This is a genomic window from Sinorhizobium psoraleae, assembly GCF_013283645.1.
Classification (GTDB): domain Bacteria; phylum Pseudomonadota; class Alphaproteobacteria; order Rhizobiales; family Rhizobiaceae; genus Sinorhizobium; species Sinorhizobium psoraleae.
In genome coordinates this window covers 129853-152913 of sequence record NZ_JABEKV010000002.1, presented here as the reverse complement: position 1 = coordinate 152913, position 23061 = coordinate 129853, and the positions used below count along the sequence as shown (strand labels likewise).

Below are 23061 nucleotides of genomic sequence, written 5' to 3'. Positions count from 1 at the left end.
GTCGGGTTGCATGGCAGGTGTTCCCCGTGGATCATGCTTTCCGGAAACTTACCGGCATTTGTTCTCGTTTGCACGACTCGCCTCATAAGCGCGTTCTCCACAGCGCGATGCCCTGAAATTCTTGCCGTTGGCGGCTGGTTGCGGTAGCAAGAGGGCATGGGACAAAGCCTTTTGCCGCCGTCGGGCGGGGACGACAACATTCAGCCGGTTGATCTTAAAGCGGCGCTGGAAGAGCGGTATCTCGCCTATGCCCTTTCAACCATCATGCATCGCGCGCTACCGGATGTCCGCGACGGCCTGAAGCCCGTCCACCGCCGGATCATTCACGCGATGAGCGAGATGGGGCTGAGACCCAATTCCTCGTTCAAGAAATGCGCCCGCATCGTCGGGGATGTCATCGGTAAGTTCCATCCGCATGGCGACCAGTCCGTCTATGACGCGCTGGTGCGTCTGGCGCAGGACTTCTCGCAGCGTTACCCGGTCGTCGATGGGCAAGGCAACTTCGGCAACATCGACGGCGACAATGCCGCCGCCTATCGCTACACCGAAGCGAAGATGACGGAGGTTGCGGCCCTTCTTCTCGAAGGCATCGATCAGGACGCAGTCGATTTCCGCCCAACCTACAACGAGGAGGACCAGGAGCCGGTCGTCCTTCCCGGCGCATTTCCCAATCTTCTCGCCAACGGCGCCTCCGGTATCGCCGTCGGCATGGCCACCTCAATTCCGCCGCACAACGCACATGAACTTTGCGATGCGGCCCTCTATCTCATCCGCCATCCGGATGCGACGGTGGAGGACCTGCTGTACGATCCCGCCAATCCCCAGAAGGGGGGCATCGAGGGGCCCGACCTGCCCACAGGCGGCGTGATCGTCGAAAGCCGGGCAAGCATGATCGAATCCTACCGGACGGGCCGCGGCGGTTTCCGCGTACGCGCGCGCTGGGTTTCGGAGGATCTTGGCCGCGGCGGCTATCAGATAGTCGTTACGGAGATTCCCTATCAGGTTCAGAAATCGCGCCTGATCGAGAAGATCGCCGAGCTGCTCCTCGCCCGCAAGCTGCCGCTGCTCGAGGATGTTCGCGACGAATCGGCGGAAGACGTGCGCATCGTGCTCGTGCCGAAGAGCCGCTCGGTCGATGCCGGCATCCTGATGGAATCGCTGTTCAAGCTGACCGAGCTCGAAAGCCGCATCCCACTCAACATGAACGTGCTCTCCATGGGCCGCGTGCCGCGTGTCATGGCGCTGAACGAGGTCTTGAGCGAGTGGCTGGCCCATCGCCGCGATGTGCTGCAGCGCCGCTCGCGCCACCGGCTCGCCACGATCGATCGCCGGCTGGAGATCCTGGGCGGCTATCTCATTGCCTATCTCAACATCGACGAGGTGATCCGTATCATCCGCGAGGAGGACGAGCCGAAGGCGGTGATGATCGAGCGCTTCACGCTCACTGATCTGCAGGCCGAATCAATCCTCAACATGCGCCTGCGCTCCTTGCGCAAGCTCGAGGAGTTTGAGATCCGTACCGAATTCGATGCGCTGTCGAAGGAAAAGGCGGAGATCGAGGCGCTGCTCGCCTCGGATGAGAAGCAGTGGCAGGCCGTTGCCTGGGAAATCGGCGAGGTCAAGAAGAAATTCGCCAAGGCGACCGAACTTGGCAAGCGCCGCAGCACTTTCGCCGATGCGCCGGAGGCCGATGTAGAGGCCATCCAGCAGGCGATGATCGAAAAGGAACCGATCACCGTCGTTATCTCGGAAAAAGGCTGGATCCGCGCCCTGAAGGGACACATCTCCGACACGTCGTCGCTCCAGTTCAAGGAGGGTGACGCGCTGAAAGTGGCGTTCCCGGCGCAGACGACGGACAAGATCCTGGTCTTCACGACCGGCGGCAAGGTCTACACGCTTGGCGGCGACAAGCTGCCGGGCGGGCGCGGCCATGGCGAGCCCCTGCGCATCATGGTCGACATGGAGAATGACCAGGACGTGCTGACGGCCCTCGTTCATGATCCGGCACGTAAGCTCATCATGTCGTCCGCAGCAGGAAACGGCTTCGTCGTTACCGAAAGCGATATCGTCGCCAATACCCGCAAGGGAAAACAGGTGATGAATGTCGGCATGCCCGACGAGGCGAAGCTCGTTGTTTCCGTCAAGGGCGATCATGTTGCCGTCGTCGGCGAAAACCGCAAGATGCTTGTCTTCCCATTGGAGCAGATCCCCGAAATGGCGCGTGGCAAGGGCGTCCGGCTGCAGCGCTACAAGGACGGCGGCATTTCCGACGTTCGGTGCTTTACAATGGCAGACGGCCTGACCTGGGAAGACAGCGCCGGTCGCGTCTTTACCAAGATGAAGGACGAACTGATCGAGTGGCTTGGTGATCGCGCTGCCGCAGGTCGGAACGTGCCGAAGGGCTTCCCGCGAAGCGGCAAGTTCAGCGGCTGATTTACAGCGCTGTGCGCCCCCGGGGCGTAGAAAGGTCGCTGTAGCAATTTGAATTGCTGTATGTTTTGCCCTTAAATCGGCTTCGATTTTAAGGAAACATGCAGCGGAAGGTGTCGCTGGTGCGATTGCCCTCGTGGTTCAATGGTCCTCTCCAGAGGGGTGAATGTCATGGCCTCTGCTCTTGACGAAACCTTGCTGGCTATCGCCGATCCGATGCGTCGCCGCATATTCGAGGTCCTGTTTGCGGGCGCGACACGTGTCGGGGAGATCGCTGCTGCCCTCGGTGTCGACGGGGATGCGCTTTCAAAGCATCTTGCCATCATGGAAAGCGCCGGGCTGATCGTTCGGCAACGGAGCGAAGACGGTGAACTGGTCACCGCCAACCCGGCGCCTCTCGAGATTGCTGCAAAGTGGATCAATACCAACCGCGAACTCTGGACGATGCGCTCGCAGATGCAGGATTCTTCGCACGAACCCGGACCGGTCGAGAGGCAGTGACTGGACGGAAAGCCGTTCTACACTTTTCCTGGAATTACTCTAACCGGCGCCTATCCCAGCTCCGGACAAGGCGTCTGCGCCTTCATCGTCTTGTGACGCATCTGCCAGAACGAATGACCGATCAAGGCAAGGATGAGGATGGCTCCTCCAACGAGCGTCTGCGTCGTCGGCGTTTCCGAAAAGACGATCCATACCCAGATCGGAGCGAGAATTGTCTCCAGCAGATAGAACATGCCGACCTCCGGCGCGGAAAGATAGCGCGGGCCTGTCGCCAGGCAGAAGAAGGCGAGGGGGATCATTATTAGGCCGTTGAACAGAATGTAGCCGGGTTCCGCGATCGAGATGCCGCTCGACGGCAGAAGCGCGAAGGCGGCGATGGCCGGGAAGATCGCGGTCGTCAGCGGCACCAGCGCCATGTCCCGACCGTTCTTGCGGCTGATGGTGATTGCGCTGGCCAGCAGGAAAGCCGAGCACGCGGCCATCGCGTCGCCGAAGAGATGTCCGCTTTCGAGCCCGTCCTGCACGATCACCCCGACCCCGAAAACCATGATCGCCATGGTCAACAGCGTGGCATTCGAGGGCCGTTCCCTCAGGAAGACCCAGGAGAGGATCGCCGCGAACATCGACGTGAAGGCCAGCACGAAGACGACGTTCGCCGTCGATGTGTTGAACACTGCGAGCAGGAAGGTGAAGGAGTTGATGCCATAGAAAAGGCCGGCGATCAGGCCCGCCTTCCCGGGGATCAAGGCAACGCGGCGACCGAGCACCCGATTGAGCACGAACCAGGCGGCAAGGGCGACGAGGAAGGTCGAAACACTGCGTACGGCGAGAATCGACCAGACCTCGCCGTTCGCCGAACGGATGAGCGGAATGTCGAAGGAGAGGGCGAGGCCGCCGAGGCCGGTGATGGCAAGGCCGCGCCGGTGCCGGGCGGCGTCAGGGGAAGGGGTCAATTCTCAGTCCGTTTCGGTGGATGCGTCGTCACCAGCATAGCGCTCCCACCCACGAGCCATAAGGTGCTCCTGCGGCAAAAACTTTGTTTTATACCCCATTTTGCGCGATCCCTTGACCCAGTAGCCCAGATAGACGTGGGGCAGGCCGCGTTCCTTCGCCCGGCGAATATGATCGAGTATCATGAAGGTGCCGAGCGAGCGCTCGGAGAGGGCCGGATCGAAGAAGGAGTAGACCATCGACAGCCCGTCGCTCATTCGGTCGGTCAGCGCTGTGGCGATCAACGGTCCCTTGGCCTTTTCGTTGATGCCGTCGCCCTCAGTCCGCAAGCGGTATTCGATGATCTTTGTATGCACATGGGTGTCCTCGACCATCATGGCGTAGTCGAGCACCGACATGTCGGACATGCCCCCCTTCTGGTGTCGACGGTCGAGATAGCGGCGGAAGAGGTTGTATTGTTCGCTCGAGGGTTCGGCGGGGTATTCGGTCGAAATAACGTCCCGATTGGCGGCGAGCACGCGCCGCATCGACCGCGTCGGCGCAAACTCGTTTGCAAGGATGCGCACCGAGACGCAGGCGCGGCAGGTTTCACAGGCCGGCCGGTAGGCGATGTTCTGGGAGCGGCGGAAGCCGCCCTGCGTCAGCAGATCGTTCAGTTCAGGGGCCCGTTCGCCCACCATGTGGGTGAAGACCTTTCGCTCCATCTCGTTCGGCAGGTACGGGCAAGGTGCCGGCGCAGTCAGGTAGAATTGTGGAGACGGTGCGGTCTGCGTGTTCATCGAACGTGGGGGCCACTCTTCGTGCAGTTACTCATCACAATAGCATGGCCTAAGAATGGAAAACGTCAACTCACTCGTTTAGGCATTCCTTACGGAATTGACGCTTGCCGCCTGCAAACGCGGAGATGGCCCGCAGGGATTAATACGCGTCGCTGCGAACCGTGACGGTACCGATCAGAAGGTCGTGCAAGAGCCGGCCGCGGTCGGTGAAAAGGCCGATAAGGAGGATGAGCGGCGTCAACAGGGCGTTGGCGATCCAGAAGATCACGAGATGGACGATCGCCGTCAGAAAATCCAACGGCCGTCCGTCTGTGCGGGCGATCGCCACGCCCATGATTCTCATGCCCGGAGAGGCCTGATCCCGGCCGCCGACGGTCAGCCCGAAATAGAGCATCGCCACAAGCGCAAAGAGCACGGGATAGAGAAGGAAGCCGAGGCCGAGCGTGAGAATGCCCAGGAAAAACACGACGACTGCCGCCGGAATCCAGAGCAGGGCGATGATCACATAGTCGATGATGAAGGCAAAGACTCGCCGCGACAGCACACCCTGGTAGGCGCGCCAGTCATCGCTGGGGAGTCTCAATTGTTCGTTGTGCATGCTCATGCGCGTGTCTCACATTGTTGCCGATCAGATATGGGGAATGAATTTCGACAAAACAATGCGTGGCTGAACACGGTCTGCCACTCAGCCTTTTGCCAGGATGTGTGCCACGTCGACGGCGAAATAGCTCAGTATCCCGTCACAGCCCGCCCGCTTGAAGGCAAGCAATGTTTCCAGCATGACCCGTTCGCCGTCGATCCAGCCATTGGCCGCGGCCGCCTTCACTTGCGAATACTCGCCGGAAACCTGATAGGCGAAAACCGGTAGCCCGAAGGCCTCCTTCATGCGCCAGCAGATGTCGAGATAGGGAAGGCCAGGCTTGACCATGAGCATATCGGCACCTTCTTCGACGTCGAGCGCGGCGTCGCGGATTGCCTCGGTGCCGTTGGCGGGATCGATGTAGTAGGTCTTCTTGTCGCCCTTGAGCAGGCCGCCGGTGCCGATCGCCTCGCGGTAGGGGCCGTAGAAGGCTGAGGCGAATTTCGTCGCATAGGACATGATACCGACATTCTGGTGGCCGGCGGCGTCGAGCGCCTCCCGGATCGCGCCGATGCGCCCGTCCATCATTTCGGACGGGGCAATGATATCCGAGCCGGCATCGGCCTGGATCACCGCTGCCCTCGCGACTGCCGCAACCGTCTCGTCGTTGACGATCTCGCCGTCGCGCAGGATGCCGTCATGGCCGTGGCTCGTGAAGGGATCGAGCGCGACGTCGGTGATGACGCCGATGTTTGGCACCGCCCTCTTGATCGCCCGTGTCGCCTGGTTGATCAGGTTGTCGGCGGCCAGGCTGTTGGAGCCGGTCTCGTCGCGTAGCCCCATGTCGATATTCGGAAATGTGGCGATCGCCGGGATACCGAGGTCGGCCGCTTCTTTCACCGCCTCGACCGCCTTGTCGACGCTCATGCGGGTCACGCCTGGCATCGCGTCGATCGGTTGGACGATGCCGCTGCCGGGCACGATGAAGATCGGCCAGATCAGATCGTCCACGGTCAAGCGGTTCTCCTGCACCAGCCGCCGCGTCCAGTCCGCCTTGCGGTTGCGGCGCATGCGACGATGTCCGGTTATCCTGTCCACAAGATTCGTCTTGTCGTTCATCGCGCCGCTTCCTTCTTCCACGCTTATCGGAGAAGCGGTTTATCATGCGCCTCCATGGGTTGAAAACCGCGTTTCAGAGCACTCCGCTGCGGCATTTCTTCCCGTGCATCGTGCGCGTTTCTCGCCTTTTCCGCCGTTCGTGCTGGTGGATTACCGGCGCCCAGCCTATGTTGCCGCGCATGCTTCACGATTCTGCTCATGTGCCGAAGCCGTCGCTGACCGAAGTGCTCTTCGGCTGGTTCCTGCGCCTTGTTTCCGCGTCCTGCTTCTGGTTCGCGTTGAATTACTGGGCGATGCTCATCGGCTTCTCCCATGGCGGCGCCGGCCGCTTCGATCTCTTGCCGCCGGAGTGGCGCGCCGCGGCGACAGCGCTCGCCGTCGTCTATCCCGTCGCCGCAATCGGTCTCTGGCTTCTGGTCTCCTGGGGGCCCGTCGTCTGGGTCGTCGCCGCGGCGATCGAGATCGCCGTGCACGAGTTCTACCCCGGCATCTTCGGCGCGCGGCCGCTGCTTTTCGTGCTGCACGGGGCTGTCGCCGTGACCTTCGTTCTCTTCCGTGCCGCGCTCTTCTATCAGCGGCTGCAGGCAAGGAAGGTAAGGGTTGATTCACCCTGAGACAGGCTCGCTCGATGGTAAGTTCATGTTAAGGCTGCGGTTTAAGTAGAATTTTATACGTATTCGATAGGGTCTCACTCAAGGCGGGAAGACAAACAGACACCGCCAAACAAAACAGTGAGGCAGTCAAATGAACACGAAAATGAAGCCGCAGGCAGTTGCGCCCCGAGACCCGCAGGAAGAAACCATCCGTGGTCTCTACATGGAATCCCTTCACTTGGTCGAGCGTCTGCATCGCCGTCTGCTCGATGTCATCAAGGACGAGTTCGACCGTCAGGGTCGCAGTGACGTCAACGCCGTCCAGGCGCTGTTGCTCTTCAACATCGGCAACTCCGAACTGACCGCCGGCGAGCTCCGCTCGCGCGGCTATTATCTCGGCTCGAACGTTTCCTACAACGTCAAGAAGTTGGTCGATCTCGGCCTCATCAACCACCAGCGCTCTCGCGTCGATCGCCGCTCGGTCCGCATCAGCCTGACCGAAGAAGGCCAGGAAATCGCCGAAACGGTCGCCAAGCTCTACGAGCGTCACATTGGCTCGATCCAGAAGGTCGGCGGCATTGGCTCCGACGAATTCACCCAGATGAACAAGCTCCTGCAGCGTCTCGATCGCTTCTGGAACGATCAGATCCTCTACCGCCTCTGATCGGATAGCAACCTCCAGTTCAAGGGTCGGGCGCTATCCCTGCGTGTCCGACCTTTGCTGCATTTCTGGCTTCCCGGCTACCGCCGAAAAACACTGCCAATAGACGCGAGTTCGCCGCGGTCGACGATCGTGTGAGAATCGCGAGACACGAATTGGCCATATTGCTGTGGGAGCGACGCTTTGTTGCTGCAGGTGTGCTCTCGCATTTACGACGGGGATTCGTTTCGCGTTCCGCCTGCCGGTTAGATGCTTCGCTCGCACTTACGTGAAGCGACGTGAGAGCGGGGTGGCACGGGGGTTAACCTTTGTTAACCACGTTTGTGCTACTGCATGCTTCCTTGAATCGTAGCCGGTTCAAGGACGAAAACATGCAGCAGTTCAAAGTGCTACAGCGTCCTTAAAGCGTCTGATAAGACGCTAGGCGCTCTAGGGCTAGGGCAGCGCGCCCATCGGCGCATTGAGGTGGTAGGGACTATGTCGAAAAAGAACGGAATTGATGCTTTCTCGCGCCGTGCATTTCTGCGTTCGGCCGCAACGCTCAGTGCTGCTGCATGGGCCGGTGCCGCGAGCGCCCAGGATGCTTTGAACGAGATCATCAATTCACCGCGCCGTGGCTCCTGGGACGATCAGTTCGATGCCAAGGCATCGCGTACGGCGACGGCGGTTCTTTCCAATACGCCGGTCTTCGGACCCGAAACGATCGGCCATCTCCAGCAGGCGATCTACGATTACCAGCAGATCGTCGCCTCCGGCGGCTGGCCGATGGTCGCGACCTCGGTGAAGCTGGAACTGGGCGTCACCGATCCTTCCGTTCAGCAGCTGCGCCAGCGCCTGATGGTTTCCGGCGACCTGCCGCGCTCGGCGGGCATTTCTTCGTCCTTCGATTCGTACGTCGACGGAGCGGTCAAGCGCTTCCAGGCGCGCCACGGCCTGCCGGCCGATGGCGTCATCGGCGAATATACGCTGAAGGCGCTGAACGTCGATGCCACGACACGCCTCGGCCAACTTGAGACCAACCTTGTCCGCCTCCAGTCGATGTCCGGCGATCTCGGTCGCCGCTATGTGATGGTCAACATTCCAGCCGCCTACATCGAGGCGGTTGAGAACGGCCGCGTCGTGCTGCGCCATACGGCAATCGTCGGCAAGATCGACCGCCAGTCGCCGATCCTCAATTCGAAGATCTACGAGGTCATCCTCAATCCGTACTGGACCGCACCGCGCTCGATCGTCCAGAAGGACATCATGCCGCTGATGCGCAAGGATCCAACCTATCTCGAGCGCAACGCGATTCGTCTCTTCGACGGCAGCGGCAATGAGGTTTCGCCAGAGACGGTGGACTGGAACGCCGAGAAGGCGCCGAACCTGATGTTCCGGCAGGACCCCGGCAAGATCAACGCGATGTCCTCGACGAAGATCAACTTCCATAACGAGCATGCCGTTTACATGCACGACACGCCGCAGCAAGGTTTGTTCAACAAGCTGATGCGTTTCGAGTCATCGGGCTGCGTGCGCGTCCAGAACGTGCGCGACCTCTCGACCTGGCTGCTGAAGGAAACGCCGGGCTGGTCCCGTCAGCAGATGGAAGCGACGATCAAGTCGGGCGTCAACACGCCGATCAAGCTTGCGGAAGAGGTCCCTGTTTACTTCACCTATGTCACCGCCTGGTCGGCAAAGGACCGTGTCGTTCAGTTCCGCGACGACATTTATCAGCGCGACGGTGCCGCCGAGCTCGCGCTCCAGACGACGACGGGAATCGAACAGCCGGCGGGCTCCATCGAACAGGACGCCTTGCCGCAATAAGCAAACTCCCGATTTCACCGATCAAGGCCGCGCATCCGAACGGAGCGCGGCCTTTTTCTTGGCATCGGCGCTTGGTTCTTCGGCGCGGCGGATCGTGGAAATGGCGCAAACCGCACAGCGGATATTGCTCTCCGCGTGCGAGGAAGCTAAAGAACGACCACCTTTGAGAGGAGCCTCGAGCCGATGCTTGCACAAACCAATGACGCCTTCTTTACCCGCTCTCTCGCGGAAAGCGATCCGGAGATCTTCGGTGCGATCGAGAAGGAGCTGGGGCGCCAGCGCCACGAGATCGAGCTGATCGCCTCCGAGAACATCGTTTCGCGGGCAGTCCTCGAAGCCCAGGGCTCGATCATGACGAACAAATATGCCGAGGGCTATCCGGGCAAGCGCTACTACGGCGGCTGCCAGTTCGTCGACATCGCCGAAGAACTGGCGATCGAACGCGCCAAGAAGCTCTTCGGCGTCAACTTTGCCAACGTCCAGCCGAACTCCGGCTCGCAGATGAACCAGGCGGTTTTCCTGGCGCTGCTGCAGCCGGGCGACACCTTCATGGGCCTTGACCTCAATTCCGGTGGTCACCTGACCCACGGCTCGCCGGTGAACATGTCCGGCAAGTGGTTCAACGTCATTTCCTACGGGGTGCGCGCGGACGACCATCTGCTCGACATGGACGACGTCGCCGAGAAGGCCCGCAAGCACAAGCCGAAGCTCATCATCGCCGGCGGCACCGCCTATTCGCGCATCTGGGACTGGAAGCGCTTCCGCGAGATCGCCGATGAAGTTGGCGCCTGGCTGATGGTCGACATGGCCCATATCGCCGGTCTGGTTGCTGGTGGTCAGCATCCCTCTCCGTTCCCGCATTGCCACGTCGCGACGACGACGACGCACAAATCGCTGCGCGGTCCGCGCGGCGGCATGGTGCTGACGAACGACGAGGAGATCGCGAAGAAGATCAATTCCGCCGTCTTCCCGGGTCTCCAGGGCGGCCCGCTGATGCATGTGATCGCGGCCAAGGCCGTCGCGTTCGGCGAAGCGCTGCAGCCCTCCTTCAAGGAATATACGGCCCAGATCGTCAAGAATGCCCGCACTCTCGCCGAAACGCTGAAGGCGAACGGCCTCGATATCGTTTCGGGCGGTACGGACAATCACCTGATGCTCGTCGACCTGCGCAAGAAGAACGCCACCGGCAAACGAGCCGAGGCCGCTCTTGGCCGCGCCTATATCACCTGCAACAAGAACGGCATTCCCTTCGATCCGGAAAAGCCTTTCGTCACCTCGGGCGTCCGCCTCGGTGCACCGGCTGGCACGACTCGCGGCTTCAAGGAGGCGGAATTCAAGGAAATCGGCGAATTGATCGTCGAGGTGCTTGACGGCCTCAAGGTCGCCAATTCCGACGAAGGCAATGCTGCCGTCGAAGCGGGCGTTCGCGAGAAGGTGATCAAGCTCACCGATCGGTTCCCGATGTACAGCTACATGTGATCGGACGGCTGCATGCGCTGCCCCTATTGCGGTTCCGAAGACAGCCAGGTGAAGGATTCCCGTCCGGCAGAGGACGGGAATGCCATTCGTCGTCGCCGCATCTGCCCGGATTGTGGCGGCCGCTTCACGACCTTCGAGCGGGTGCAGCTGCGTGAGCTGATGATCATCAAGAAAACCGGTCGGAAGGTGCCTTTCGACCGGGACAAGTTGCTGCGTTCGTTCGAGATCGCGTTGCGTAAGCGTCCGGTCGATCGCGATCGCATCGAGCGGGCGGTGTCGGGCATCGTCCGCCGGCTCGAAAGCTCGGGCGAAACGGAAATCCCTTCGGAAGAAATCGGCCTGCAGGTGCTTGAGGCTCTGAAGAGCCTCGACGATGTCGCCTTCGTTCGCTACGCATCGGTCTATCGCGATTTCTCGCACGCGGAAGATTTCGAGAAGGTCATCGCGGAGATCAGCGCCAAGATCGCGCGCGATCCCGGCGAATAGGCTCAAGCGGAGCGAAGCATGACGGCGCCGACGCGCGAGGACGAGAGGTTCATGGCGGCGGGGCTGCGCCTCGCCCGGCACAATCTCGGCCTGACATCGACGAATCCGTCAGTCGCCTGCATCATCGTCAAGGACGGAACGATCGTAGGGTGGGCCGTAACGGCGCCTGGGGGACGCCCGCATGCCGAGACGCAGGCGCTTGCCGAGGCCGGAGAAAGGGCGAGGGGAGCAACCGCCTATGTCACGCTCGAGCCCTGTTCGCATCACGGCAAGACGCCCCCCTGCGCCGATGCCTTGATTGCCTCCGGTGTCGCCCGCGTCGTCATTTCGATCCTCGACCCGGACGAGCGTGTTGCCGGACGCGGCGTGGTCATGCTGCGCGACGCCGGCATCGCCGTCGACATCGGTACGCTCCATCGCGACGGCGAACGGGCGCTTGACGCCTATCTGACGCGTCAGCGCAGCAAACGACCGTATGTGACTCTGAAGCTTGCGGTTTCCCAGGATGGAATGATCGGCCGCGCGGGAGAGGGCCAGGTTCGGATAACCGGGCCGATTTCTCGTGCGCAGGTACAGGTGCTTCGCGCAGAGACGGACGCGATATTGGTCGGCATCGGCACGGCGACAGCGGATGATCCGGAATTGACCGTGCGCTTGCCGGGATTGGAGGACCGGTCTCCGGTTCGCATCGTTCTCGACCGCCGTCTCGATCTGCCGGTCGGCTCGAAACTCGTCCGTTCGGCGCAAGATGTTCCAGTAATCGCTGTGGCAGACGCAAGGCTCGATTCGGGCGTCGACAACCGCCGCGCGGCGCTCGAGGCCGCTGGCGTCGAAGTGCTGAACACCGACAATATCCCCGATCTTTTGACGGCGCTTGCCTCGCGGGGCATCTCCTCGCTGCTGGTGGAGGGTGGTGCGGGCACGGCTCGGGCGTTTCTTGAAGCCAACTTTGTTGATCGGATCCTGCTTTTCACTGGTCCGATCACCATTGGCAAAGGTGGCATCCGATCTCCATTTGATCGGCAGTCCATTCCGACCGGATTCACGCTTCGACGGACGGCGCGCTATGGCGACGATATTTTCGAGGATTACGAGAGAGACATCTGATGTTCACAGGGATTGTTACCGATATTGGCACCGTTGAAGCAGTCACGCCACTGAAGGAAGGCATCAAGCTTCGCGTCGCCACCAATTACGACCCGAAGACGATCGACCTCGGCGCTTCGATTGCCCATTCGGGCATTTGCCTGACGGTCACCGCGCTGCCGGAGGCAGGGAGCAATGAACGGTGGTTCGAAGTCGAGGCATGGGAAGAGGCGCTCAGGCTGACGACGATTGCCTGGTGGCAAAAGGGCACGCGTATCAATCTGGAGCGTTCCCTGAAGATCGGCGACGAGCTCGGCGGTCATCTCGTGTCCGGCCATGTGGATGACAGAGCGGAAATCCTTTCCGTCGAGCCGGAAGGCGATGCGGTGCGCTTCCGGCTCCGCGCGCCGGAACACTTTGCCAGGTTCGTGGCGCCCAAGGGCTCGGTTGCCCTCGACGGAACCTCGCTGACGGTCAACAAGGTGGATGGCGCCGAGTTCGATGTGCTCCTGATCCGTCATTCGCTCGAAGTCACCACCTGGGGCGATCGGCGCGTGGGCGATCTCGTCAACTTCGAGGTCGATACGATGGCGCGTTATGCCGCGCGGCTCGCAGAGTTTCCCGTAACCAAGGCGGAATAACGACAGCAGAAATGGATCCGCCCCCAACAAGCGGGGGCGGACGCAGTTGTTAGGGTAAGGTTTCAACGCACATAGAGCGTGAGACTACCGTCGGCTGCCTGCGCTGCGCCTGCGATGTTGTTCATCTCGACATCGCGTGCCTTCAGCTTAGCGGCGAGCGCCCTGTTGGCACCGACGGCGGCATGGAGGTCTGCCAGTTGCTGCGGCGTTTCCGCGTCGATCCGGGCGCGGGTCTCGTTCATACGGTTCAGCGTGTCCGCATCGACGATCCTGAAGTTATCGCCCCTGAAGTTTCGAACTGTCTGATCGATCTCCCTCGGCCAGTTCATTTCGACGCCGGCTGCGTGGGAGATGCCGCTGAAACTCAAGGCGGAGAGGGTGGCGATGACGGAAATTTTCGCAAAGCGGTTCATTGTCATGCTCCTTTGATTCCCGCGGGGCTGCGGCGCGCGTTCGACGAGCCGAGCTGCCCCGGGATGGCCAGCACCGATCCTTTGCGGGCGAGGTCACCCGCAGCGAAAAGCACTGGATTGTTTCGACTGGTTGAGGCGGCGCTCCCGTCGCGCGACCGGGAGTTGTCGTTTCAACAGTGAGAAATTGGGCCGGAATCTGGCCCTTTCAAAGGCGTAACAATCTGAAAAATAATTAAAATTTGTTCATGTTCGCAGGGCAGCGCAAACGCTGCCTATGCCGCCGACTTCTGGTGCCGTTCGAACAGGATGACATGATTGCCGTGATAGGTGGTGCGCCAGAATTCGGTAAAGCCATGCTTGGCCGCGACGCGGATTGATGCCTGGTTGCCGATGTCGATGATACAGGTCTTCCTCAAGGCCGGAAATTGTCGGTCGGCCCAGGCAAGGGCGGCGGTCACGGCTTCCGTCGCTAGGCCCCGGCCATGGGTTCTGGGGGAAAGCGCCCAGCCCATTTCCATTGTGCCTTCGAGCGAGGGCGTTATTGTTCGATGCGCGTCGTGGAAGCCGGCTTCGCCGATGAAAGCCCGGGTTTCCTTGTCCTGGATCGCGAAGAAGCCGAAGCCGAAATAGTGCCACATGCCGACCTGGCGCAGGAAGCGTGTCCAGGACTGCTCGCGCGAATAGGGGACGCCGCCAATGAAGCGCGTAACCTCCTCGTCGGCGAACAGAGCGGTGTAGGCGGGAAAGTCGTCGCGCCGGTAGGGGCGTAGCAGAAGTCGTTTGGTTTCGATGGTGGGAACGCTGTGCATTTTCCGATCCAGATTGTTCTTGTTGGGGAGTGAAAATCAGGTGCCCGGTTCGCCATCCCAGTAGTCGGTTGCGGATGCGGGGCGACCGATGAACCGGAATGAAGCCTTTGGCGAGCCCGGTCGCCGCGTCTTTGCCAGGAACTTGCCGGAATCGGGATATTCGCAGATCTCCGTGGCGGCCATTGTCGAGATGGAGAGATATTTGAGCGGCGTCGTTCCTGTATTGATCAGATGATGCGCGGTTGCAGGCCCACCGGCGGGTGCACCGAGCACGTCGCCTGGACCGACCTTGTAGCGTTCGTTGCCGAAGCGGTATGTTCCTTCACCCTCCAGGATGACAAACAGCTCCTCCTCGACATGATGGTTGTGAAACGGGCAGCCGGATTTGCCGGGCGGCACCTCGCCGTAGCCGACGCCGAGATCCATGAGGCCGAGAAGAGCGCCGAAGGAAACGTCGCTCGACTCGAAGAACGAGCCCTGCTGCCAGTGCTCGAGTTCGAGCTTCTTAAGGTTGACGATCGGCTTTTGCGCTTCCGGCGTTCCTCCCAATCTTCGCGACGCCCTATCCCGACGTCACCATTGCCACGGTCGGATAAACCGGGGACAGCTCCGCCTTGCAGAACCGACGCTACTGCACCTAAGGTTTAGGCGCAATGAGAGCTGTTGCAAGCAAATACCGCCCTTCGGACCTGTGTTTTTAGCAGGTCCGCACCCGCCCGCAACGGCGTCGGGTTCGACAGCATCCTTGTTGCATCTGGGCGGGGAACTTGCACTGTGAGGGACATCGGCGCGGCAAATGGCCTTCGGCTGGCGGAATTTGCTTGCCAATCCGCGTCCGGCATGGTTTGACCGCCGCCTGCGCCGGTCAGTCCGGCCCCAAGTTTTCAAGACAGGTGATCCATGGCGAAGACCAAGTCCGCCCACATTCTGATTGTGGAAGCGCGCTTCTATGATGATATGGCCGACGCATTGCTTGACGGTGCGAAGCACGCGCTCGATGCAGCCGGCGCGACTTATGATATTGTGACGGTCCCGGGGGCTTTGGAAATTCCCGCGGCGATCGCCATGGCGCTCGACGGCGCCGATGAGGGCGGCACCGAATATGACGGTTTCGTCGCGCTCGGCATGGTTATCCGCGGCGAGACCTACCATTTCGACATCGTCGCGAACGAATCCTCGCGCGCCCTTATGGACCTCGCCGTCAGCGAAAGCCTTGCGCTCGGCAACGGTATTCTGACGGTCGAGAACGATGACCAGGCATGGGCACGCGCCCGTCGGTCGGAAGGCGACAAGGGTGGTTTCGCCGCGCGCGCGGCGCTGACCATGATCGAACTGAAGAAGAAACTGGGCGTAGAAAAGTGACGAAGACTCCCTCGGATCAGCCGCTGAAGCAGGTCAACCAGCGGGGTGCCGCACGCCTCGCAGCCGTCCAGGCGCTTTATCAGATGGATATCGGCGGCACCGGTGTGCTGGAGATCGTCGCCGAATACGAAGCGCATCGGCTGGGTCAGGAACTGGACGGCGAGACCTACCTGAAGGCGGACGCCTCGTGGTTTCGTTCGATCGTTTCGGGCGTCGTGCGCGACCAGCGCATGCTTGACCCGCTGATCGGCGCCGCCCTTCAGGATGACTGGGCACTGTCGAGGCTCGATTCCACGGTGCGCGCGATCCTGCGCGCCGGCACCTTCGAGATGCTCGAGCGCAAGGACGTTCCGGTTCCGGTGATCGTCACCGAGTATGTCGAGATCGCCAAGGCTTTCTTCGAGGACGAGGAGCCCAAGCTCGTCAACGCGGTTCTCGACCGGATCGCCAAGCAGGTCCGCGGGCAGCGGAAATAGCGAAAATGGTGGCAGCGACTGCGGAAGACATGGGAGCGGTTCTCCGCGAGGCACGTCGCAACGTCTTCCTGCTGACCCTTGCGCAAGCGCTGCTCGGTGTTGTCGGGCCGATCAGCTTCGCGATCGGCGGCATCGCTGGCCACCAGCTTCTCGGCGAAGACAAGTCGCTCGCGACCGCACCGCTTACCGGCTTCAACGTGGGCCTGGCGCTCGGTGTCGTCCTCGCGGCGACGCTGTCTCGGCTGATCGGCAGACGCTTCGCCTTCATCGCCGGCGCCGCCATCGCCGCGTTCGGCGGCCTGATCGCAGCGGCGGCGCTTTTCCGCGACAGCTTCTGGCTGTTCACGTTCGCTTTGGCCGTTCTCGGCTCCTCCAGCGGCTTCACGCAAAAACTCCGCTTTGCTGCAGCCGATGCGTCACCCTCCTTCTACAAGCCCAAAGCGATTTCCTGGATATTGGGCGGCGGCGTCATCTCCGCGATACTCGGTCCACAGATCGTCATCTTCGCGGGCGACTACTTCGCGCCCGTATGGTTTGCCGGCGCCTTCGTCGCGTTGCTGCCGGTTTGCCTTGCGGCCATTGTCTTTTTTGTGCCCCTTCGCCTGCCGGATCTCAGCGGCGTTTCGGATGCGCAGGCCGTCTTGCCGGTTCGGCCGCTTCGCGAGATCGTCGGCAGTCAGCGGTTCCTGACCGGCATGATCTGTGGCATTTCTGCCTATGCCCTGATGACCTTCATGATGACGGGCGCCCCGGTCGCCATGGTTGTCGGCTGCGGCTTTTCGACCGATCTGGCGACCCTCGGAATACAATGGCATGTGCTGGCGATGTTCGGTCCGAGCTTTGCGACGGGTTGGCTCATCAGCCGCTTCGGCGCCGAGCGTATCGTGGCCTGCGGCTTCCTGCTGCTTCTGGCTTGCGCGGCAGTCGCGCATCTGGGCGTGGCGCTCTGGAACTTCTGGGGGGCGCTGGTCCTCCTCGGGTTCGGCTGGAACTTCGGGTTCATCGGCTCGACCGCGATCATTGCGCAGAGCTATCGGCCGCAAGAGGCGGACAAGGTTCAGGGCTTCCACGATATCGTGCTGTTTTCGACCGTCGCCGGCGCGTCCTTCGCCTCCGGCAAGGTGCTTTCGGCCTATGGATGGGACATGCTCAACGCCGTTGTCTGGCCGGTCGCTGGCACCTGCCTGTTCCTCCTTCTCCTGCTGATGCGCACGACTGCAGCGTCGCGCGTCTCATCAGACGCGCAAAAGACGCTGTAGCACTTTCAATGACCATGTTTTTATCCTCAAATCGGCGACGATTTAGGGAAACATGCATCGGAGCGCGTTGCCGTCTGACGTCCTGCTTCGGCCGCTTGGCAAAATCTGCCAACTCCTTTCAAACGCCATCACGCCGGTAATTTCAGGGGCTTGACGATCCCTATCCGCGCCCGCACTCTGGCCGCGCCGCGAGGGGTGCCGCTTGAGGAGGCGGTGCGCGATTCGCGGTTTTGAGGGGCCTGCGGGAGGGAGTGAGCCTGCGGGTGAAACGGAGGATAGTGCGAAATGACCTTGCTTTTAGGTGTTATCGCATGCGGGTTGCTCGCGGTGGCCTATGCCATCTGGGCGACGCAGTCGGTGCTTGCCGCCGACCAGGGGAATGCCCGCATGCAGGAGATCGCAGGCTTTATCAGAGAGGGGGCGCAGGCTTACCTCACACGTCAATATAGGACCATTGCCATCGTCGGTGTCGTTGTCTTCATCGCCGCGTGGTTTCTTCTCTCCGGTGCAGCCGCGATTGGCTTCCTGATCGGTGCGGTGTTGTCGGGCGCGGCCGGTTTCATCGGCATGCATGTCTCGGTCAGGGCCAATGTCCGCACGGCCCAGGCCGCATCGGTCAGCCTCGCCTCCGGTCTCGATATCGCCTTCAAATCGGGCGCGATCACCGGCCTGCTGGTGGCCGGTCTGGCCCTGCTCGGCGTCTCCGTATATTACCTCATCCTGACGGCGGGCTTCGGACACGACCCGGCCGCGCGCGAGGTTATCGATGCGCTCGTGGCGCTCGGTTTCGGGGCATCGCTGATTTCGATCTTCGCCCGTCTCGGCGGCGGCATCTTCACAAAAGGAGCCGACGTTGGCGGCGACCTCGTCGGCAAGGTGGAAGCCGGCATTCCCGAGGACGATCCGCGCAACCCCGCGACCATTGCGGACAATGTCGGCGACAATGTCGGCGACTGCGCAGGGATGGCGGCGGACCTCTTCGAGACTTACGCGGTTTCAGTCGTCGCGACCATGGTGCTTGCATCGATCTTCTTCGCGGGTACGCCGCTGCTCGCCACCGTGATGGTCTATCCGCTGGCGATCTGTGCAGCCTGCATCATTACCTCGATCATCGGCACCTTCTTCGTCAAGCTTGGCACAAATGGCTCGATCATGGGCGCGCTTTATCGGGGCCTGATCGTCACCGGTGCGCTGTCGATCATCGGCCTTGGCGCCGCGACGTCGCTGACGATCGGCTGGGGTTCGATCGGGACCGTCGCGGGCAAGGATGTCACCGGCTGGGGCCTGTTCATCTGCGGTATCCTGGGCCTTGTCGTCACCGCGCTGATCGTCGTCATCACGGAATACTATACCGGCACCAACAAGCGGCCGGTGAACTCGATTGCGCAGGCATCCGTCACCGGCCACGGCACCAACGTGATCCAGGGGCTCGCCGTCTCTCTCGAGTCTACGGCGCTGCCGGCGATCGTCATCGTCGGCGGCATCATCTCCACCTACCAGCTTGCCGGCCTCTTCGGTACCGCCATCGCGGTTACCGCCATGCTCGGCCTCGCCGGCATGATCGTGGCGCTAGACGCCTTCGGCCCGGTCACGGACAATGCCGGCGGTATTGCCGAGATGTCGCATCTCCCGCCGGAGGTGCGCAAATCGACCGATGCACTCGATGCTGTCGGAAACACGACCAAGGCCGTAACGAAGGGCTATGCGATCGGCTCTGCGGGTCTTGGCGCCCTGGTGCTCTTCGCTGCCTATTCGAACGACCTTACCTATTTCGCCGCCAATGGCGACAAGCATCCCTATTTCGCCGATGTGGGAACGATCTCGTTTGATCTGTCCAATCCCTATGTCGTCGCCGGCCTGATCTTCGGTGGCCTCATTCCCTATCTTTTCGGCGGGATTGCCATGACCGCCGTCGGCCGCGCTGGCGGCGCTGTCGTCGAGGAGGTGCGCCGGCAGTTCAAGGAAAAGCCGGGCATCATGGAAGGCAAGGACAGGCCCGACTATGGTCGCGCCGTCGACATGCTGACCAAGGCGGCGATCCGCGAGATGATTATTCCATCGCTGCTGCCGGTGCTGGCGCCGATCGTCGTCTATTTCGGCGTGCTGATGCTTTCCGGATCGAAGGCCTCGGCCTTCGCGGCACTTGGAGCGTCGCTCCTCGGCGTCATCGTCAACGGCCTTTTCGTAGCCATATCGATGACCTCCGGGGGCGGGGCATGGGACAATGCGAAGAAGAGCTTCGAGGACGGTTTCGTCGATAAGAACGGCACTCGCCATATGAAGGGTTCCGAGGCTCACAAGGCATCGGTCACTGGCGATACGGTCGGCGATCCCTACAAGGATACGGCCGGTCCGGCGGTCAATCCGGCGATCAAGATCACCAATATCGTGGCGTTGCTCTTGCTGGCTGTTCTAGCCTGATCGCGCCTCTTTGAAAACCGAAGGCCCGCGAACCTCGTTCGCGGGCCTTTTTGCGTGTTACCGCTGATTAAGATTATTTCATTGAAACAATAAATGACGCCGATTCAGGATGGGGGACCATTAAACCCTTTTCCTGGAATTGCTAGTTCTTGCCGAAATCCCTGAAAAGGTTTCGTGCCGCAGCCTGTCCAGCGCCGGGGCCGGACAGGAGCTGGCCAAGGAAGCTCGTTTCCTTGCCGCCGGTCGGCGTCGTGCGCGACAGCATGTCGACGACCTTGCCGTCCTGGAGCGTGTAGTGTGCGAGTTGGCTGACGACGCCTTCCTTGTCGAAATAGACGGCGAGGATCGATTGGTCGATGATCTTCGGCTTCATGAAGGCGACGGGCCGCTTGCGCGTCTGCGAGATGTAATAGAAGACCTCGTTGTCGAAGGTCGCGGTCGTCGACGGCGTGCCCAGAGAGAGCAGCACCTGCTCGCGGCTCGATCCGACGGGAACGAGGTTCAGCGTTTCCTGGTCAACGACGTAGCCCTGATGAAGGACCTCGCCGACATTCGCCGTCGTGCAGGCGGCAAGCGTGGTTGCGCAGAGGGAAGCCACGAGCACGGCACGGCCCAGAACATTCAGGTTTGATATCATATACCGCTTCGTCAAGGACTGTTCCCCTGGAGTAACGATGGCAGATCCGCCATTGCAATTCGTGCCTGCTTCGGTAAACCAGCTTCGGCTATCATGCAATAACGTCGTGGGCGCCGCCCACATTTCGAGAAAGCCAGAGCTGGGCTTTGTGATGATTTTGGGACTGTTCAAGAGAAAAAGCGGCAATATTGCGATTGTGGAGCGTCAGTATGCGTTGCTGACCGCAGCCGCGCGCCAGCCGTTTCTGTACACCGACCTCGCTGTGCCCGACACGGTCATGGGCCGCTTCGAGATGTTGTCGGCTATCCTGATTCTCTATTTTCGGCGGACACGTGCCTCGGCGCGGACGGGTCAGGAGATCGCTCAGGAAATCGTCGATGCCTTTTTCGAAGACGTCGATCACTCGATCCGCGAACTCGGTGTCGGTGACGCGGGCGTCCCGAAAAAGATGAAGAAGCTCGCTGGCATGTTCTATGGCCGGCTCGAGTCTTATGCCGCCGCGCTCGAGCAGGGGGATGGCCGCGCCTTGGCCGACGCGCTTCTGCGCAACTTCCACCCCGACGTCCGCGAAGGGCCGCCGATGGACGGACTGGCGGCCTATATTCTGGCGGTCGAAGCAGCTTTGTCCGCAACGCCGGAAGAGGTGGTCGAAGCGGGCCAGTTGCGCATACCGCCGGCTGGAGCGTAATAGACCGGTATTGATGCCGCCCGACGCTCGGCGGCTGCATCCGCGGCTTGGGCGTTCCGATGCCGCGAGGAAGGATCCTGTCATGAGAGACGATAGCAAACCGGCGTTCTCCTACCCGGTGAAGGTGGGACATATCTCGGCAAATGCGGTCAGCTTCCATCTTTCGGCCAACGAGGCCGAGCGCCGTGCGCTCGCCAATCTCTGGAATGTCGACGAGGTACTTTCGCTCGACGCTGACCTCCAGATCGCGCGCTGGAAGAAGGACGGAGTGAAGATCAAGGGTGACGTCGCTGCTCGCATTGTCCAGTCCTGTGTCGTGACGCTCGAACCCGTCGAGGCGGACATAAGCGAGCCGGTCGAGGCGATTTTCGTACCGGAAGGATCGCGGCTTGCGCGCCAGGCACAAAATGATGGTGGCGAGATGGTGCTCGATCCGGACGGCCCGGACATTCCCGACACCTTTTCCGGCGACACCATCGATGCGGGCGTCGTCGTCAGCGAACATGTCGCCCTCGCAATAGACCCCTATCCGCGCAAGGAAGGCGTCGTCTTCGGCGAGCGTATCGAAAGCTCTGCAGCGGATGACAAGCTACCGAACCCGTTTGCAGCGCTGAAGGACTGGAAAAAGGATTGAAACGGCGAAAGCCGGGTCTACAATTCGGTTGTCACGCAGACGAAAAGCAGTATTTTGGCCCCGACTCCAGCCGATGGGGCCGATGCGCCGAGACGTCGCATGTTGGCTCAAGCGTCAGAAGGAACAGGAATCGCCCCGCGTGAAACGGATACGCAGGGGCGAGGCGCGTTGTGTGGCAGGAAAAAAGGATAAGACACGCGTGGTCAGAATTTCACTTGACGTGATGGGGGGCGACTATGGTCCTGAAGTCGTTATCCCGGGCGCAGCAAGGGCGCTCGAACGTCACCCGGACATTCGATTCGTCTTGTTCGGCCAGGAAGCGCGATGCGCCGAGCTTCTGGCCAAATATCCGAAGCTGAAGGCAGCGAGCACGTTCAACGATTGCGAAATCGCCGTTGGCATGGACGAGAAGCCCAGCCAGGCACTCCGGCGCGGACGCGGCAAGTCGAGCATGTGGAAGGCAATCGACGCGATCAATGCCGGCGAGGCGGACGTGGTCGTTTCCGCAGGCAATACGGGCGCGCTGATGGCGATGTCCGTTTTCTGTCTCAGAACCATGCAGGGGATCCAGCGCCCTGCGATCGCCGCCATCTGGCCGACGCTCAAGGGGGAAAGCATCGTCCTCGACGTGGGCGCGACGATTGGCGCGGACGCGCAGCAGCTCATGGATTTCGCCTTGATGGGCGGAGCGATGGCGCGTGCGTTGTTCGAAGTCGAACATCCTTCGGTCGGCCTCCTCAACGTCGGCGTTGAAGAAATTAAGGGCCAGGAAGAGGTCAAGGAGGCCGGGCGGCTCATCCGCGAGGCCAATATCGAGGGCATTGATTACTACGGTTTCGTCGAAGGTGACGATATCGGCCGGGGAACCGTCGATGTCGTCGTCACCGAGGGCTTCTCGGGCAACATCGCCCTGAAGGCGGCGGAAGGAACGGCTCGCCAGATTGCCGAATATCTGCGCGCGGCCATGTCGCGCACGCTGCTCGCGAAGATTGGTTACGTATTCGCCAAGGGCGCTTTCGACCGGCTGCGTGAAAAGATGGACCCGCGGAAGGTTAACGGCGGCGTGTTTCTCGGCCTCAATGGCGTTGTCATCAAGAGTCATGGTGGCACGGACGCGGAGGGATTCGCGGCCGCAATCGATGTCGGCTACGACATGGTAAAGAACGGCCTCAAGGCCAAAATTGAGAGCGACCTGGCGAAATATCACGGCGCGCAGCCGTCCGAAGCCTTCCCGCCGGCATGAATGATGAGGT

General features: G+C 61.2%; 24 protein-coding genes. 16 read left to right on the top strand and 8 right to left on the bottom strand.

The annotated features are described in order from the left end of the window. Positions 1–156 precede the first annotated feature (156 nt). Both parC and ILFOPFJJ_RS09560 read left to right on the top strand, forming a co-directional pair. Positions 157–2433, top strand: coding sequence for a DNA topoisomerase IV subunit A (gene parC / locus ILFOPFJJ_RS09565; protein WP_173510330.1), 2277 nt, complete (start codon positions 157–159; stop codon positions 2431–2433). Between the two features lie 168 nt (positions 2434–2601). Then, positions 2602–2931 carry an ArsR/SmtB family transcription factor gene (locus tag ILFOPFJJ_RS09560; RefSeq protein WP_173510329.1) on the top strand — a complete coding sequence of 110 codons (330 nt, stop codon included), beginning with the start codon at positions 2602–2604 and terminating at the stop codon, positions 2929–2931. A 50-nt stretch (positions 2932–2981) separates the two neighbouring features. Here ILFOPFJJ_RS09560 and ILFOPFJJ_RS09555 read toward each other — a convergent pair whose 3' ends face one another. The 4 genes from ILFOPFJJ_RS09555 to hemB all read right to left on the bottom strand — a co-directional run bounded on the left by ILFOPFJJ_RS09555 (position 2982) and on the right by hemB (position 6360). Next, the gene (locus ILFOPFJJ_RS09555; protein ID WP_173510328.1) at positions 2982–3884 is read right to left on the bottom strand and encodes a DMT family transporter; all 903 of its coding nucleotides are present in this window, start codon (positions 3882–3884) and stop codon (positions 2982–2984) included. A 3-nt stretch (positions 3885–3887) separates the two neighbouring features. Then, a complete protein-coding gene (locus ILFOPFJJ_RS09550; protein ID WP_173510327.1) occupies positions 3888–4661 on the bottom strand; it encodes an arginyltransferase in 774 nt (257 codons plus the stop codon). 139 nt (positions 4662–4800) lie between these two features. Continuing rightward, positions 4801–5265 (bottom strand): RDD family protein, encoded by a 465-nt coding sequence (locus ILFOPFJJ_RS09545; RefSeq protein WP_173510326.1) that lies wholly within the window; start codon positions 5263–5265, stop codon positions 4801–4803. 81 nt (positions 5266–5346) lie between these two features. Then, on the bottom strand, positions 5347–6360 hold the full coding sequence (gene hemB, locus ILFOPFJJ_RS09540) for a porphobilinogen synthase (RefSeq protein ID WP_173510325.1): 1014 nt from the start codon (positions 6358–6360) through the stop codon (positions 5347–5349). Positions 6361–6539: 179 nt separating this feature from the next. Here hemB and ILFOPFJJ_RS09535 point away from each other — a divergent pair, with 179 nt between their 5' ends. From ILFOPFJJ_RS09535 to ILFOPFJJ_RS09505, 7 genes are all read left to right on the top strand, one after another. Then, on the top strand, positions 6540–6974 hold the full coding sequence (locus ILFOPFJJ_RS09535) for a DUF6163 family protein (RefSeq protein WP_246299577.1): 435 nt from the start codon (positions 6540–6542) through the stop codon (positions 6972–6974). A gap of 130 nt (positions 6975–7104) precedes the next feature. After that, positions 7105–7617, top strand: a complete 513-nt coding sequence (gene ldtR / locus ILFOPFJJ_RS09530) for a transcriptional regulator LdtR (protein ID WP_136504221.1) — start codon at positions 7105–7107, stop codon at positions 7615–7617. Positions 7618–8091: 474 nt separating this feature from the next. Continuing rightward, positions 8092–9417 (top strand): L,D-transpeptidase family protein, encoded by a 1326-nt coding sequence (locus tag ILFOPFJJ_RS09525; RefSeq protein WP_173510323.1) that lies wholly within the window; start codon positions 8092–8094, stop codon positions 9415–9417. A gap of 183 nt (positions 9418–9600) precedes the next feature. Next, complete coding sequence (glyA, locus tag ILFOPFJJ_RS09520; RefSeq protein ID WP_173510322.1) at positions 9601–10896, top strand: serine hydroxymethyltransferase; 1296 nt, start codon at positions 9601–9603, stop codon at positions 10894–10896. Positions 10897–10908: 12 nt separating this feature from the next. Then, positions 10909–11382, top strand: coding sequence for a transcriptional regulator NrdR (nrdR, locus tag ILFOPFJJ_RS09515; protein ID WP_003529310.1), 474 nt, complete (start codon positions 10909–10911; stop codon positions 11380–11382). A gap of 18 nt (positions 11383–11400) precedes the next feature. Next, positions 11401–12489, top strand: coding sequence for a bifunctional diaminohydroxyphosphoribosylaminopyrimidine deaminase/5-amino-6-(5-phosphoribosylamino)uracil reductase RibD (ribD, locus tag ILFOPFJJ_RS09510; RefSeq protein ID WP_173510321.1), 1089 nt, complete (start codon positions 11401–11403; stop codon positions 12487–12489). Further along, positions 12489–13109: a riboflavin synthase gene (locus tag ILFOPFJJ_RS09505; RefSeq protein WP_173510320.1), complete on the top strand. Its 621-nt coding sequence runs from the start codon at positions 12489–12491 to the stop codon at positions 13107–13109. Before ribD ends, ILFOPFJJ_RS09505 begins: the two co-directional genes overlap by 1 nt. A 62-nt stretch (positions 13110–13171) precedes the next feature. Here ILFOPFJJ_RS09505 and ILFOPFJJ_RS09500 read toward each other — a convergent pair whose 3' ends face one another. The 3 genes from ILFOPFJJ_RS09500 to ILFOPFJJ_RS09490 all read right to left on the bottom strand — a co-directional run bounded on the left by ILFOPFJJ_RS09500 (position 13172) and on the right by ILFOPFJJ_RS09490 (position 14880). Then, entirely contained in the window at positions 13172–13522 is a 351-nt protein-coding gene (locus ILFOPFJJ_RS09500) for a hypothetical protein (protein ID WP_173510319.1), read from the bottom strand. A gap of 272 nt (positions 13523–13794) precedes the next feature. Then, positions 13795–14331, bottom strand: coding sequence for a GNAT family N-acetyltransferase (locus tag ILFOPFJJ_RS09495; RefSeq protein WP_173510318.1), 537 nt, complete (start codon positions 14329–14331; stop codon positions 13795–13797). 36 nt (positions 14332–14367) lie between these two features. Then, positions 14368–14880 (bottom strand): cupin domain-containing protein, encoded by a 513-nt coding sequence (locus tag ILFOPFJJ_RS09490; protein WP_173510317.1) that lies wholly within the window; start codon positions 14878–14880, stop codon positions 14368–14370. Positions 14881–15231: 351 nt separating this feature from the next. On the opposite strand from ILFOPFJJ_RS09490, the gene ribH reads away from it, so the two are divergent. From ribH to ILFOPFJJ_RS09470, 4 genes are all read left to right on the top strand, one after another. Continuing rightward, on the top strand, positions 15232–15693 hold the full coding sequence (gene ribH / locus ILFOPFJJ_RS09485; protein ID WP_173510316.1) for a 6,7-dimethyl-8-ribityllumazine synthase: 462 nt from the start codon (positions 15232–15234) through the stop codon (positions 15691–15693). Beyond that, positions 15690–16169 (top strand): transcription antitermination factor NusB, encoded by a 480-nt coding sequence (gene nusB / locus ILFOPFJJ_RS09480; protein ID WP_173510315.1) that lies wholly within the window; start codon positions 15690–15692, stop codon positions 16167–16169. The genes ribH and nusB overlap by 4 nt, the downstream gene beginning before the upstream one ends. Before the next feature lie 5 nt (positions 16170–16174). Next, on the top strand, positions 16175–17428 hold the full coding sequence (locus ILFOPFJJ_RS09475; protein WP_246299575.1) for an MFS transporter: 1254 nt from the start codon (positions 16175–16177) through the stop codon (positions 17426–17428). A 285-nt stretch (positions 17429–17713) separates the two neighbouring features. After that, positions 17714–19849 (top strand): sodium-translocating pyrophosphatase, encoded by a 2136-nt coding sequence (locus tag ILFOPFJJ_RS09470; RefSeq protein WP_173510314.1) that lies wholly within the window; start codon positions 17714–17716, stop codon positions 19847–19849. A 142-nt stretch (positions 19850–19991) separates the two neighbouring features. Here the strand turns inward: ILFOPFJJ_RS09470 and ILFOPFJJ_RS09465 are convergent, their stop codons facing one another. Beyond that, positions 19992–20501 (bottom strand): outer membrane protein assembly factor BamE, encoded by a 510-nt coding sequence (locus ILFOPFJJ_RS09465; protein WP_173510313.1) that lies wholly within the window; start codon positions 20499–20501, stop codon positions 19992–19994. Between the two features lie 136 nt (positions 20502–20637). Here ILFOPFJJ_RS09465 and ILFOPFJJ_RS09460 point away from each other — a divergent pair, with 136 nt between their 5' ends. The 3 genes from ILFOPFJJ_RS09460 to plsX all read left to right on the top strand — a co-directional run bounded on the left by ILFOPFJJ_RS09460 (position 20638) and on the right by plsX (position 23051). Then, positions 20638–21174 carry a ubiquinol-cytochrome C chaperone family protein gene (locus ILFOPFJJ_RS09460; RefSeq protein WP_173511471.1) on the top strand — a complete coding sequence of 179 codons (537 nt, stop codon included), beginning with the start codon at positions 20638–20640 and terminating at the stop codon, positions 21172–21174. 82 nt (positions 21175–21256) lie between these two features. Further along, positions 21257–21808, top strand: coding sequence for a YceD family protein (locus tag ILFOPFJJ_RS09455; protein WP_173510312.1), 552 nt, complete (start codon positions 21257–21259; stop codon positions 21806–21808). 199 nt (positions 21809–22007) lie between these two features. Then, a complete protein-coding gene (gene plsX / locus ILFOPFJJ_RS09450; protein ID WP_173510311.1) occupies positions 22008–23051 on the top strand; it encodes a phosphate acyltransferase PlsX in 1044 nt (347 codons plus the stop codon). Positions 23052–23061: the final 10 nt, after the last annotated feature.

Excerpts from the sequence above, each read along its gene's own strand:
- ILFOPFJJ_RS09455 (WP_173510312.1), top strand. The coding sequence starts at position 21,257 with ATGAGAGACGATAGCAAACCGGCGTTCTCCTACCCGGTGAAGGTGGGA.
- ILFOPFJJ_RS09525 (WP_173510323.1), top strand. The coding sequence starts at position 8,092 with ATGTCGAAAAAGAACGGAATTGATGCTTTCTCGCGCCGTGCATTTCTG.
- ribD (WP_173510321.1), top strand. The coding sequence starts at position 11,401 with ATGACGGCGCCGACGCGCGAGGACGAGAGGTTCATGGCGGCGGGGCTG.
- ILFOPFJJ_RS09495 (WP_173510318.1), bottom strand. The coding sequence starts at position 14,331 with ATGCACAGCGTTCCCACCATCGAAACCAAACGACTTCTGCTACGCCCC.
- ILFOPFJJ_RS09560 (WP_173510329.1), top strand. The coding sequence starts at position 2,602 with ATGGCCTCTGCTCTTGACGAAACCTTGCTGGCTATCGCCGATCCGATG.
- hemB (WP_173510325.1), bottom strand. The coding sequence starts at position 6,360 with ATGAACGACAAGACGAATCTTGTGGACAGGATAACCGGACATCGTCGC.
- ILFOPFJJ_RS09535 (WP_246299577.1), top strand. The coding sequence starts at position 6,540 with ATGCTTCACGATTCTGCTCATGTGCCGAAGCCGTCGCTGACCGAAGTG.
- ILFOPFJJ_RS09460 (WP_173511471.1), top strand. The coding sequence starts at position 20,638 with ATGATTTTGGGACTGTTCAAGAGAAAAAGCGGCAATATTGCGATTGTG.
- parC (WP_173510330.1), top strand. The coding sequence starts at position 157 with ATGGGACAAAGCCTTTTGCCGCCGTCGGGCGGGGACGACAACATTCAG.
- ILFOPFJJ_RS09475 (WP_246299575.1), top strand. The coding sequence starts at position 16,175 with ATGGTGGCAGCGACTGCGGAAGACATGGGAGCGGTTCTCCGCGAGGCA.
- ILFOPFJJ_RS09505 (WP_173510320.1), top strand. The coding sequence starts at position 12,489 with ATGTTCACAGGGATTGTTACCGATATTGGCACCGTTGAAGCAGTCACG.
- ILFOPFJJ_RS09470 (WP_173510314.1), top strand. The coding sequence starts at position 17,714 with ATGACCTTGCTTTTAGGTGTTATCGCATGCGGGTTGCTCGCGGTGGCC.
- nrdR (WP_003529310.1), top strand. The coding sequence starts at position 10,909 with ATGCGCTGCCCCTATTGCGGTTCCGAAGACAGCCAGGTGAAGGATTCC.
- ILFOPFJJ_RS09545 (WP_173510326.1), bottom strand. The coding sequence starts at position 5,265 with ATGAGCATGCACAACGAACAATTGAGACTCCCCAGCGATGACTGGCGC.
- ldtR (WP_136504221.1), top strand. The coding sequence starts at position 7,105 with ATGAACACGAAAATGAAGCCGCAGGCAGTTGCGCCCCGAGACCCGCAG.
- ILFOPFJJ_RS09550 (WP_173510327.1), bottom strand. The coding sequence starts at position 4,661 with ATGAACACGCAGACCGCACCGTCTCCACAATTCTACCTGACTGCGCCG.
- glyA (WP_173510322.1), top strand. The coding sequence starts at position 9,601 with ATGCTTGCACAAACCAATGACGCCTTCTTTACCCGCTCTCTCGCGGAA.
- ribH (WP_173510316.1), top strand. The coding sequence starts at position 15,232 with ATGGCGAAGACCAAGTCCGCCCACATTCTGATTGTGGAAGCGCGCTTC.
- ILFOPFJJ_RS09500 (WP_173510319.1), bottom strand. The coding sequence starts at position 13,522 with ATGAACCGCTTTGCGAAAATTTCCGTCATCGCCACCCTCTCCGCCTTG.